Origin of the sequence: Curtobacterium sp. MCBD17_023, from assembly GCF_003224415.1 — a bacterium.
Lineage (GTDB): Bacteria > Actinomycetota > Actinomycetes > Actinomycetales > Microbacteriaceae > Curtobacterium.
Genome location: NZ_QKLJ01000003.1, coordinates 347,448 through 359,023, shown reverse-complemented (window position 1 = coordinate 359,023; position 11,576 = coordinate 347,448). Strand labels below are relative to the sequence as shown.

At 73.0% G+C, this 11,576-nt stretch carries 13 protein-coding genes; 11 read left to right on the top strand and 2 right to left on the bottom strand.

Annotated features, from left to right (window positions below; all coding sequences use genetic code 11):
- The first annotated feature begins 56 nt into the window (after positions 1-56).
- The 3 genes from DEI84_RS06510 to ald all read left to right on the top strand — a co-directional run bounded on the left by DEI84_RS06510 (position 57) and on the right by ald (position 3,425).
- Positions 57-1,019, top strand: coding sequence for a sugar-binding transcriptional regulator (locus tag DEI84_RS06510; protein ID WP_110890112.1), 963 nt, complete (start codon positions 57-59; stop codon positions 1,017-1,019).
- Positions 1,020-1,098: 79 nt separating this feature from the next.
- The gene (locus tag DEI84_RS16020; protein WP_110890111.1) at positions 1,099-2,100 is read left to right on the top strand and encodes an AraC family transcriptional regulator; all 1,002 of its coding nucleotides are present in this window, start codon (positions 1,099-1,101) and stop codon (positions 2,098-2,100) included.
- A gap of 227 nt (positions 2,101-2,327) precedes the next feature.
- Positions 2,328-3,425 carry an alanine dehydrogenase gene (ald, locus tag DEI84_RS06500; protein ID WP_110890196.1) on the top strand — a complete coding sequence of 366 codons (1,098 nt, stop codon included), beginning with the start codon at positions 2,328-2,330 and terminating at the stop codon, positions 3,423-3,425.
- A gap of 116 nt (positions 3,426-3,541) precedes the next feature.
- Here ald and DEI84_RS06495 read toward each other — a convergent pair whose 3' ends face one another.
- The gene (locus DEI84_RS06495) at positions 3,542-4,360 is read right to left on the bottom strand and encodes a tryptophan-rich sensory protein (RefSeq protein WP_220032871.1); all 819 of its coding nucleotides are present in this window, start codon (positions 4,358-4,360) and stop codon (positions 3,542-3,544) included.
- A gap of 73 nt (positions 4,361-4,433) precedes the next feature.
- Here DEI84_RS06495 and DEI84_RS06490 point away from each other — a divergent pair, with 73 nt between their 5' ends.
- From DEI84_RS06490 to DEI84_RS06465, 6 genes are all read left to right on the top strand, one after another.
- On the top strand, positions 4,434-5,417 hold the full coding sequence (locus DEI84_RS06490) for a magnesium and cobalt transport protein CorA (RefSeq protein WP_258365918.1): 984 nt from the start codon (positions 4,434-4,436) through the stop codon (positions 5,415-5,417).
- A gap of 313 nt (positions 5,418-5,730) precedes the next feature.
- Positions 5,731-7,014, top strand: a complete 1,284-nt coding sequence (locus tag DEI84_RS06485) for a chloride channel protein (RefSeq protein ID WP_110890109.1) — start codon at positions 5,731-5,733, stop codon at positions 7,012-7,014.
- A gap of 160 nt (positions 7,015-7,174) precedes the next feature.
- The gene (locus tag DEI84_RS06480; protein WP_110890108.1) at positions 7,175-7,387 is read left to right on the top strand and encodes an antitoxin; all 213 of its coding nucleotides are present in this window, start codon (positions 7,175-7,177) and stop codon (positions 7,385-7,387) included.
- Between the two features lie 94 nt (positions 7,388-7,481).
- Entirely contained in the window at positions 7,482-8,807 is a 1,326-nt protein-coding gene (locus tag DEI84_RS06475) for an aminotransferase class V-fold PLP-dependent enzyme (protein ID WP_110890107.1), read from the top strand.
- Positions 8,804-9,253 (top strand): Fe-S cluster assembly sulfur transfer protein SufU, encoded by a 450-nt coding sequence (sufU, locus tag DEI84_RS06470; protein ID WP_110824738.1) that lies wholly within the window; start codon positions 8,804-8,806, stop codon positions 9,251-9,253. Before DEI84_RS06475 ends, sufU begins: the two co-directional genes overlap by 4 nt.
- 115 nt (positions 9,254-9,368) lie before the next feature.
- Entirely contained in the window at positions 9,369-10,067 is a 699-nt protein-coding gene (locus tag DEI84_RS06465; RefSeq protein WP_146236320.1) for an alpha/beta fold hydrolase, read from the top strand.
- A gap of 33 nt (positions 10,068-10,100) precedes the next feature.
- On the opposite strand, the gene DEI84_RS06460 is transcribed toward DEI84_RS06465, so the two are convergent.
- Positions 10,101-10,568 (bottom strand): MarR family winged helix-turn-helix transcriptional regulator, encoded by a 468-nt coding sequence (locus DEI84_RS06460; RefSeq protein ID WP_110890105.1) that lies wholly within the window; start codon positions 10,566-10,568, stop codon positions 10,101-10,103.
- A 61-nt stretch (positions 10,569-10,629) separates the two neighbouring features.
- On the opposite strand from DEI84_RS06460, the gene DEI84_RS06455 reads away from it, so the two are divergent.
- Both DEI84_RS06455 and DEI84_RS06450 read left to right on the top strand, forming a co-directional pair.
- Positions 10,630-10,998 (top strand): VOC family protein, encoded by a 369-nt coding sequence (locus tag DEI84_RS06455; protein ID WP_110890104.1) that lies wholly within the window; start codon positions 10,630-10,632, stop codon positions 10,996-10,998.
- Between the two features lie 88 nt (positions 10,999-11,086).
- Entirely contained in the window at positions 11,087-11,536 is a 450-nt protein-coding gene (locus DEI84_RS06450; protein WP_146236319.1) for a hypothetical protein, read from the top strand.
- Positions 11,537-11,576: the final 40 nt, after the last annotated feature.

The window sequence follows — 11,576 nt, the reverse complement described above, 5'->3', positions numbered from 1 at the left end:
ACGGGAGGCCCGGACGGGGTTGCAGCGGGCGTGCACGTCCGTGCATGCTCAGACCCATGAGCGACGCCGCCCAGCCCGTGCGCACCCAGCAGGCCCTGCGGGCCGCGCACCTCTACTACCTGCAGGACCTCACGATGGACGCCATCGCCGACGAGCTCGGCACGTCCCGGTCGTCGGTGTCCCGCCTGCTCAAGTACGCCCGTGACACCGGGCTCGTCGACATCCAGATCCGCTCACCGCTCGACCAGGCGGCCGCGCTGAGCCGGAGCATCCGGGCGCGCTTCGGCGTGCACGCACACGTCGTCCCGGTCCCGGACCACACGAGCGACGTCGACCGGTTGGAGCGGGTGGCCCTGTCCGCCGCCCGGATCCTGACGCAGTACATCGAGTCGAACATGGTCATCGGCATCTCGTGGGGTTCGACGGTCAGCGCCGTGAGTCGCTACCTCGTGCCGAAGACCACGCACGGGTCGACCGTCGTGCAGGTGAACGGCGCCGCGAACACCCGCACGACGGGCATCGTCTACGCGTCGGAGATCCTCCGGCGGTTCGGCGAGGCCTACGGCGCACTCGTGCAGCAGTTCCCCGTGCCGGCGTTCTTCGACGACCCCGCCACGAAGGCCGCGCTGTTCCGCGAGCGCTCGATCCGACGCGTGCTCGACCTGCACGAGCGGATGGACCTGGTCGTGTTCGGGGTCGGAGCTCCGCAGGCCCCGGTCCCCTCGCACGTGTACTCCGGCGGGTACCTCGACCCGGCGGACCAGGACGAGTTGCGACAGGCCGGCGTCGTCGGCGACGTGTCCACCGTGTTCTACCGCGCGGACGGGTCGTGGAAGGACATCGGGGTGAACGCCCGGGCCGGTGCGCCCGACCTCGACACGGTCAAGCGGGCGCCGCGCCGGATCTGCGTCGTCGCCGGGCGGGGGAAGGCCGCGTCGCTGCGCGGCGCCCTGGCCGCGGGGCTCGTGACGGACCTCATCCTCGACGAGAGCGTCGGGCAGGCGATCCTGCAGAGCTGACCGGACGGGAGGCGCGTGGCCCCGGCTCTGGGGGAGGCCCGTCGAGTCCGATGTCGGAGGTGTCGCGTACGGTCGGAGCATGGTGCTCACTCCCGATGCCGGTCCCGCTCCGTCCGCTCCGCCCGTCGGCGTCGAGCGTGCCGACACCCGGTCGTACCGGCGGTTGGCAGGCACGGACATCGACCAGGCGATGGCGTTCTTCACCTCCGACTACGACCTGAAGGCCCCTGCGATCCGGCGGACGCACGCGGACACGGCGTGGGACTTCGCCGGTGTCACCGATGAACGGATCTCCCTGCGGACCTCCCGCTTCGGCGTCGACCTGCGCAGTCAGAGCCAGTCCGACGACTTCATCGTCGCGTGGCTCCGCAGCGGGAGCAGCACCATCACGTTCAACGGCCGCTCCGTGGACCTCGAGCCCGGCGTCCCGGTGATCCTGCCGTCGGAGCCGTACGACCTGCACCACCGCGACATCGGTCTCAACCTCGTGCACCTCGACCGCTCGTTCGTCACGAGCCTGGTCGGCGACGACACGTTCTCGTTCGAGCCCCTCGAGCGGCCGGCCGCCGACGGCATGGGGGTCTGGCGCGACACGGTCCGACGGCTCTCCTCGACGTGGCTGCAGGTGGACTCCCCGATGACCGCCACCGTCCGCCGTGACGTCGCCGAGGCCTTCGCGAGCGCGGCGCTCCGGGCGTTCCCGCGCCGCAGCACGTGGCGTGCCGCCGTGACCGGGTCCGGACCGGAGCACCAGCGGCTGCGGCGTGCGCTCGACTACGTGCAGGCGCACGCCCGTGAGCCCATCGGCACGCCGGAGATCGCCGCGGCGGCCGGGCTCAGCCCACGCGGGTTGCAGCAGTCGCTCCGACGACACCTGGACCAGACGCCCGGTGAGCTGCTGCGGTCCGTCCGGCTCGACGGCGCGCTCGACGAGCTGCGTCGGGCGGAGCGGGACGAGACCTCGGTCGCGGACATCGCCCGTGGGTGGGGCTTCGGCCACCTCGGTCGGTTCTCGGCCGCGTACCGGTCCCGGTTCGGCGAGCTGCCGAGCGACACGTTGCGGACCCGGTCGCGCCGCTGAGCGCGGACCCGGTCGCCGACGGCTGACTCGTCGCCGTCAGCCGAGGTGCTGCGTCGGTCCGGGGGAGTGACCAGATCGTTCGGTGGGAGCGCTCCCGACCTGCGTGATGCCGAACTCCGCGGAACGGAACGGCCGGTGGGCGGGTGATCCTTCGGTGCGCGAGCGCTCGCGGCGAACGTGCGGCTGGATGGGCGGTGTCCGAGCACCTGCCCACGAAGGAGTCCGTCATGCGCATCGGCGTCCCCACCGAGACCAAGAACAACGAGTTCCGCGTCGCCGCGACCCCGGCCGGCGTCGCCGAGCTGACGATGCACGGGCACGAGGTGCTCGTGCAGTCCGGCGCCGGGACCGGCTCGGCGTTCTCCGACGACGAGTACACCGCAGCGGGTGCCGTGATCGTGCCGGACGCCGGGTCGGCCTGGGACGCCGAGGTGGTGCTCAAGGTGAAGGAGCCCGTGGCCGCCGAGTACCCGCTCCTGCGCGCGGGACAGGTCCTCTTCACCTACCTGCACCTCGCCGCCGACCGCCCGCTGACCGCGGCGCTGGTCGAGTCGGGCGCCACCGCGATCGCGTACGAGACCGTGCAGCTCCCCGACCGGTCGCTGCCGCTCCTGTCGCCGATGTCGGAGATCGCCGGGCGGCTGTCCGCCCAGGTCGGCGCCCACCACCTCATGCGTGCGAACGGCGGCCGCGGGCTCCTCCTCGGGGGTGTCCCCGGCACGCCGAAGGGGCGGGTCGTGGTGATCGGCGGTGGTGTCGCGGGCGAGCACGCCGCGACGATCGCGCTCGGGATGGGTGCCGAGGTGACGGTCTTCGACATCAGCCTGCCGCGCCTCCGAGCCCTCGACGCGCGGTTCGACGGCCGGGTGACGACCCTGCGGTCGAGCCCGCTCGCGATCGCGCACGCCGTCGCCGAGGCGGACCTGGTGATCGGGTCCGTCCTCATCCCCGGGGCGTCGGCTCCGAAGCTCGTCACGGACGCGATGGTCGCCGACATGCGCGCGGGGTCCGTCCTCGTCGACATCGCGATCGACCAGGGCGGGTGCTTCGAGGGGTCGCGGCCGACCACCCACGACGACCCGACGTTCGCCGTGCACGACGCCGTCTACTACTGCGTGGCGAACATGCCGGGCGCGGTCCCGCGGACGAGCACCATCGCGCTGACGAACGCGACGCTCCCGTATGCCGTGGCGATCGCGGACCAGGGGTGGGAGCGGGCGCTGGAGTCCGACCCGGCACTCGCCGCCGGGCTCAACGTGCACGACGGCCGCGTGACGAACGAGGCCGTCGCCGCCGCGCACGGCATGGCCGTCGCGCGGCGCTGAACCCGGCCCGCCCCGGCCCGCCCGGCCGGTCATGCACGCGGAACCGACAGATCGACGCGGAAGGTCCACGTCGATCTGTCGGTTCCGCGCAGTGGTCCGGCGCTGCGCCAGCGCGCTCAGGCGGTGTGGAGCGCGGCCGCACCTGCGGTCCAGCCTGCACGGGCCCGCGCGACGACGGTCACCACGAGCACCGCGGCGACGGCGACCAGCGCGGCGACGGCTGTGGGAACCGAGACGAGCGGCCCGTCGAGCCGTGCGACCGCGACCCACGCGAGCCCCCAGCCGAGCGACAGGGCCGGGGCGATGCGACCACGGCCGGTCACCCCGACGAGGACCCCGACGAGGCCGGCGACCGCTGCGACCGCCACACCCCACACGTCCTGACCGAGGCCGAGGCCCCGGAACCCCGCAGCCGTCAGGACCGCGGCGGTGTTGGCCGCCGTCGCCACGCAGACCCATCCGAGGTACAGCCCGAACGTGCCGTCCGTGACGACCGCCTCGACACGGCCGGACGGCCTGGTGCGCCGGAGCACCACGAACGCCCACGCCAGGACGCCGAGCAGGGCGAGGATGATCGGCTCGCTCAGCCAGAGGAAGCCGAACTGCACGGACAGGATCCACGCCGCGTTGAGGAGCAGGGACAGGGTCGCGGGCACGGCGAGGCGGTCGTGCCGGGCCTGGTCGTCCCGACGGGGGAGGAACTGCCAGACGGCGAAGGCGACGAGCCCCACGTAGATGACGCTCCAGATGCCGAATGCGGGCCCACCGGGGGCGATCGCCGTGGACGATGCCGAGAGCGCGCCGTCGGCCGCCTCGGCGATCGGGGTGCCGCCCGCGGCCCCGGACCCGATGAACGAACCCACCACGGCGACCACCGTGCTCACGGCGATCATGACCTTCCGCATCCAGCGCATCGTGCTCCCTTTCGTCAGCATGCTGATGACCAGGACGCTACGCCGCCCCGTCCGCGATCACGCAGCCGCTGCCCAGGGTGCGTACGGTGGTGCCGTGACCGTCGAGCTGAACACCGTGTACGTGGACCGGATCGCCCCGACGACGAGTCCCTCGCTCGACGAGAGCTTCACGATGATCGCGGAGCACGGTGCCTCGGCCTGCATCGTGCTCGATCGGCCGGACGCCGAGGAGCTCGGTGACGTCGCGGTCGCCCTCGGCCTGCACGAGCTCGCGGTGGAGGACTCCGCCGAAGGGCACCAGCGACCGAAGCTCGAACGGTACGGCTCGACGCTCTTCGCGGTGCTCAAGCCCGCGGTGTACCGGGACGCGGCCGAGGAGGTCGAGTTCGGCGAGGTCCACGCCTTCGTCGGCGAGGACTTCTTCCTCGCGGTGGTGCAGGCAGACCCGCGGGGCGGACGAGCGGTCCCGCGCGCCCTGCAGCGGATGAGCGGCAAGCCCGGGCTGGTCACCGCGGGGCCCCAGGCGCAGCTCTGGGCCCTCATGGACTCGATCGTCGACGACTACCGGCCGGTCATCGACGGGCTCGAGGAGGACATCAACCAGATCGAGGGGCAGCTCTTCTCGGGCGAGGCAGGCGTCTCCCGCCGCGTCTACGAGCTCTTCGGCGAGGTCGTCGACTTCCAGCGTGCCGCCCGCCCGCTCATCCGGATGATCGAGGACCTGCACCGCGGCGCCGAGAAGTACCACCTGCCCGTCGAGCTCCAGCGCCGGTTCCGGGACGTCCTGGACCACGTCATCCGGGTCGTGGAGCGGCTGGACACCTTCCGGCAGCTCCTGCAGAACGCGCTGACGGTCGACTCGACCCTGGCGGCGCAGAAGCAGAACGACGACACGAAGCGGATCTCCGGCTGGGCGGCGATCCTGTTCGCCCCGACGCTCATCGCCGCGGTCTACGGGATGAACTTCGAGCACATGCCGGAGCTGTCCTGGACGTGGGGGTACCCGCTGTCGATCGTGCTGATGGTCCTGTTCGCCGCGGTCCTCTACGCGGTGTTCAAGGTCAAGCGCTGGTTCTGAGGACCCGACCGCCCGCCCGCTCGGACCGGTGTCGTCGCTCCCCACCGTCCCCGTCCACCTGAGCGCAGGGGGTCTTTCCCTCGTGCTCGACTGCTCGGACGGTCGGCTCGCCGCCGTCGTGCCCGACCGCGTCACCGCGGTCTGACGTCGCAGCCCGGCCGGGAGGCCCGGATCACCGCCTCCGGACCGGTGCCGGACCCGGGACGTCGCGTCGGGCCTCCCGGCCGACCCACTGACGAGCGCGCCGACCCGGCGGACGAGCGCGCCGACGCGCGCCGACGCGCGCCGACGCACGCCCGCTACGCTTGCCGACATGCCACACAACGGTCTCGCCGCTCCGGCCTGGGCGCTCAAGCTCGCCGTGGTCACGGGGCTCGTCGGCGTCGCCGGCGGGGCCGCCGGGATCGCCGTGTGGCTCGCGCTCCAGCTCATCCAGTTCGTCGCCTTCGGCTACGCCTTCGGCGGGCACCGGGAGGCGGCGGACGCACCGTCGGCGCTGAACCGGTTCCTCGCGGTCCTGGCCGCCGGCGTCCTGACGGCCGTCGCGTGGTGGGCGATCCGGCGCTGGGGACGTCCGGTCGTCGGTGTCCCGGCCGCCGTCGCGGGCAGGCGGATGCCCTCCCTGGTGACCGTCGGCAACGCGGGCGTGCAGATCCTCGCGGTGGGTCTCGGTGCCTCGATCGGCAAGGAGGTCGCACCGCGCGAACTCGGTGCGTGGGCCGCGCAGCTGCTCACCGTCCGCGCCGGGTTGACGCCGCGGGAGACGAAGGTCCTGGTGGCCTGTGGTGCTGCCGCCGGGCTCGCAGCGGTCTACGACGTGCCGCTCGGGGGTGCGCTGTTCGCGGTCGAGGTGCTGCTCGGCGAGCTCACCCTGGCGACGGCCCTGCCCGCGTTCGTCACGAGTGCCGTCGCCGCGTTCGTCGCCCGGCTCGTGATCCCGGACGAGGTGCTCTACCACGTGCCGGCGATGCACCTCTCGCCCTCGCTGCTCGTCTGGGCGGTCGTCGTCGGGCCGCTGCTCGGGCTCGCCGGGGTCGGGTTCGTGCGGACCACGAACCGGCTGCAGGCGATCGCCCCGACCGGGTGGAAGCTGCTCGTCGTGCTGCCGGTGGTGTTCGCACTCGTCGGCCTCGTCGCGATCCCCTTCCCGGAGGTGATGGGGAACGGCCGCGCGCTCGGACTCGCCGCGATGAACGCCGACCTCGACGGGCCGACGCTGCTCGGCATGGCGCCCCTGCTCGCGCTCCTCGTCCTCGGACTGCTGAAGACCGTGACGACCGCGGCGACGATCGGTGCCGGCGCCGTGGGTGGCACGCTGACCCCCTCGATCGCGGTCGGATCGGCGCTCGGCGGTTTCCTCGGGGCCGCCTGGATGCTGCTCTGGCCGACCGACGGCGGCAGCCTGGCGGCCTTCGCGTTCGTCGGCGCGGCCGCGTTCCTGGCCACCACCATGCGCGCGCCGTTCACGGCCCTCGTGCTCGTCGTCGAGTTCACGCAGGAGGGCACCGACATCCTCATCCCCTCGCTGCTGGCGGTGAGCGGAGCCGTCGCCGTCGGCTACGTCCTGGCCCGTCGGCGCAGTGCGCAGATGGCCTGAGCCGAGCCGAGCCGCGCCGCGCCGCGCCGCGCCGCGGCACCGTCGACCGGTCCGGTGCTGGGCATCCGGTGGACGGCCCGGACCAGGTGGCCGCACGCTGGTTAGCATCGGCGCCAGGACGCGGGGCACGAGGTCCCGCCCGAGACACGAGGAGCCGGTCATGGCAGGGTTCGACGACATCACGAAGAAGGCCCGGGCGCTGCTGCAGGACGGCAAGGTGCAGGACGCCCTGAAGAGCGAGAAGGCCGAGGGTGTCAGCGACAAGGTGTTCGACGGTGTCGCCGACGCCGTGAAGAAGGCCACCGGCGGCAAGTACGACGACAAGATCGACGCCGCCCGCGAGCAGGCCGACAAGCGCGTCGGGAACGAGTAGCGCCCCGCGCGGTGCCGGTCCGACTGGACGCTGCCGGGAAGAACGACCACCATTGACGGGTTGTCTCCCGGAGACGCACAGGAGGGCCAGCACCGTGACGATCGTTGCACCAGCGCCGACGGACGACTCCGTCGAACCGCTCACCGAGGACGAGGTCCTCCGCATCCGGGCGGACTTCCCGATCCTCCAGCAGGAGGTGAACGGGCAGCCGCTGGCGTACCTCGACTCCGGCGCGACGGCCGAGCGGCCCGTGCAGGTCCTCGACGCCGAACGGCGCTTCCTCGAGCAGGACAACGCGGCCGTGCACCGCGGTGCCCACACCCTCGCCGCGCTGAGCACCGACGCCTACGAGGACGCCCGCGCCACCGTCGCCCGGTTCATCGGGGCCACCAGCCCGTCCGAGGTCGTCTGGACCGCCAACGCCACCGACGCGCTCAACCTCGTCGCCTACGGCATCCGCAACGCCAGCGCCGGACGCGGCGGTCCCGAGGCCGACCGCTTCCGCATCGGCCCCGGGGACGAGGTCCTGGTGACCGAGGCCGAGCACCACGCGAACCTCGTGCCCTGGCAGGAGCTCGCTGCAGCCACCGGTGCGACGCTGCGCTGGGTGCCGGTCGACGACGCCGGGTGCTGGAGCGCCGAGGACGCCGTCGCGCTCGTCACCGAACGCACCCGGGTCGTCGCGTTCGCCCACGTGTCGAACGTCACCGGGATGATCGCCCCCGTCGCGGAGCTCGTCGCGGCGGCCCACGCCGTCGGGGCGCTCGTCGTGCTCGACGCCTGCCAGTCCGCACCGCACCGGCCGCTCGACGTCCGTGCCCTCGACATCGACTTCGCCGCGTTCTCCGGGCACAAGATGCTCGGCCCGAACGGGATCGGCGTGCTCTGGGGTCGGCAGGACCTCCTCGACGCGCTTCCGCCGTTCCGCACCGGCGGCTCGATGATCACCACGGTGACGATGGACCACACCGACTTCATGCCGGCCCCCGAACGGTTCGAGGCAGGCACCCAGCCGGTCTCCCAGGCCGTCGCGCTCGCCGAGGCCGTCCGCTACCTCGAGCACATCGGGATGGACCGGGTGCAGGCGCACGAGGAGCACCTGGCGCAGCGGATGCTCACCGGCCTCGCCACCGTCCCCGGCGTCTCCGTCGTGGGTCCCGCTGCCGGTGTCCCGCGCAGCGGCCTCGCGTCCTTCGTCGTCGACGGGGTGCACGCGCACGACGTCTCCCAGTACCTCGACGCGCAGGGCATCGCGGTCCGCTCCGGCCACCACTGCGCGCAGCCGCTCCACCGTCGTCTGGGGCTCACCGCCACGAGCCGCGCGAGCACGTACGTGTACACGACCGAGGAGGACGTCGACCGCTTCGTGACCGCGGTCGGCGGGATCCGCGGCTACTTTGGTGCGGAGGAGCCCGCGTGACCGGCCTGGACGGGCTCTACCAGCAGGTGATCCTCGACCACGCGAGAGCCCGTCGGGGCGACGGTCCGATGCCGGATGCGGACGCCGAGCACTTCGAGCGGAACCCGACGTGCGGTGACGAGATCACCGTGCGGCTCCGACTCGAGCCCGGGACCGACCGGATCGCCGCCGTCGCCTGGCAGGGGGACGGCTGCTCGATCTCGATGGCGTCGGCCTCGGTCCTCACCGACATGGCCGTCGGCCGGACCGTCCCGGAACTCCTGACCCTGACCGAGGCGTTCCGCACGATGATGCGCTCCCGGGGCGTCGGCGAGCCGGACGAGGACGTGCTCGAGGACCTCGTCGCCTTCCAGGGCGTCTCGAAGTTCGTCATGCGGGTCAAGTGCGGGATGCTCGCGTGGGTCGCCGCCGAGGCGGCGGCGCAGCAGGCGGTCGCGGCGGGCTGACGACCGGCGCGGTGCGGGGGCGCGGCCCTCGGCGGCGGTCCACCGGACGGGAGGCGCGGTGCCAGCGGGTGCTGCGCCTCCCGTCCGGCGTCCTGCTTCCCGTAGCCTGCACCGCATGGCGGAAGAGGGGCGCGAGCCAACCGGGCGCGAGCTCGTGTTCCTGCACGCGTCGAATCGGAGTCCGAGTCGGGCCTGGTCCTCGGTGGGGACACTGCCCGGCGCCCGCTTCGCGGCGATGCCGGGGTACGACGCCCGTCCACCGGTGCGGTTCGAGCAGGACCGGTGGGAGCGGCGGCTCCTCCGTGCGTGCGGCACCGGCAGTGCGGTCGTCGCCCACTCCTTCGGCGGACCGGTCGCCATGCGCGCCGCTGCGCGTCATCCGGACCTCGTCCGCGTGCTCGTGCTGTTCGAGCCTGGCGCCTACGCGCTGGCGCGGGGGCACGCATCGGTCGAGGAGCACGTCCGACGTGTGCAGCCGGTCCTCGACCAGGCGGGCCTGCTCCCGCCTGCGCAGTTCGCCGTCGCGTTCACCGCGGCACTCACCGGTCGGAGCCCCGCACCACCGAGGGACGCCGATGCCCTCCTCGCGGCGGAGCGGCAACGTCGGCTGCCGGGACCGTGGACGCTGGACACCCCGGAGCGTCCCGGCGTGCCGACACTGGTCATCACAGGAGGATGGAACGACGAGTACGAGACGATAGCCTCCCGGATCGCCGACGCTCGTCACGTCACCCTCGTCGGACACGGCCACCGACCGCAGGACCATCCCGACGCCGCGCGGGTCGTTCGCGACTTCCTGTCGCATCACGGGTGACGTCGCGCCGGATTGCGCCGCGACGAGTCACGGTCAGCCAGCGCTGGCGCTGTCGGCCGCGTCGCTGCGCAGTGCGCGCACCATGCTCCGCAGCAGCCGCCTGGCCGCGGCGCGGTCGTCCTCGTCGAGGTCGGCGAGCATCCGGTCCTCCACGGAGCGGACGGCGGCCGTCGCGGCGGCGAGGTCCCGGCGTCCGCGGTCGGTGAGCTGCGCCGGCATGACCCGGCCCGAGCGGGCCTCGGACGGGCGCTCGACGACGCCGTCGCGCTCGAGGGTCTGCAGTAGGACGTTCATCGACTGCCGGGTCACGAAGGTGCCGCGGGCGAGCTCGGAGTTCGACGACCCCGGACGCTGCGCCAGGAGTTCCAGGCAGGAGTAGTGCGTCACGGTCATGCCGAGCGGGCGGAGCACGGCCTCCATCGCGGTCCGGAGCGCCGTCGCGGTCTCCTTGAGCAGGTACCCGATCGAGGTCGGGAGGTCGACGCCGTCCTGTTGACTCATGTCAGCAGTCTGACATACGCTGCTTGGTGTCAGACAACTGACATGACCAGAAGGAGCACCCATGCCCGCCACCGGCCCCGACTTCCTCTCCCTGCAGGTCCGTGACCTCGATGCCTCGCAGGCGTTCTACGAGCGGTACCTCGGGCTCGAGCGTTCGCCCGCCGGGCCACCGCACGCCGTCGTGTTCACCACGACGCCGATCGCGTTCGCGCTGCGCGACGTCCTCCCCGGGACCGACCTCGCGTCGGTCGACCAGCCGGGACTCGGCGTCGCCCTCTGGTTGCACGCGACCGACGTCCAGGCGGTCCACGACGCCCTCGAGGCCGACGGGCACCGGATCGTCGCGGCACCGATCGACGGCCCGTTCGGCCGGACGTTCACCTTCGCCGACCCCGACGGTTACCACGTCACCCTCCACGACCGCGCCTGAGCGTCGCGCGGACCGCCGGTCGTCCCCGACCGGTGGTCGTGACCACATCGTGTCCCCACCACCGCTCCTCAGGGCCGACGATGGGGGCGTGCGGGGGCGACGGATGTGGGCAGCGACCGGGGCTGCGCTGTCGGTGCTGACGACAGCGGCGTGTGGCATCGTGCCCACGGCCTGTCCGGCGATCGGGTGGACGAACACCGTGGTGGTCACGGTCAGCGGACCGGTCGGGTCGGTCGACGCGGTCCGTGACGTCGCCGTCTGCACCGGGACCGGATGCACGCCGCCCGCGCCGAGCGACCCGCCCGTCCTGCCTCCCGAGGTCGCGCCGGCCCCGTCGCCGACGTCGACCGCCGCCGGAACCGTCTGGCGGCTCCCCGTGCTGATGGGCACGCCGGACCGGGCGGTCGTCGAGCTGCGGGACGCCGCCGACCGGCCGCTCCTGACGGAGACGGTTCGCACGCGGTGGATCCGGTACGGCGGCTCCGAGCAGTGCGGCGGCCCGTCGACGGCGGAGGTCACGGTCCGGGCGCCCCGCTGACCACCGGCACGTCCCGCATCCAGATGCCCGTGTCATGCGG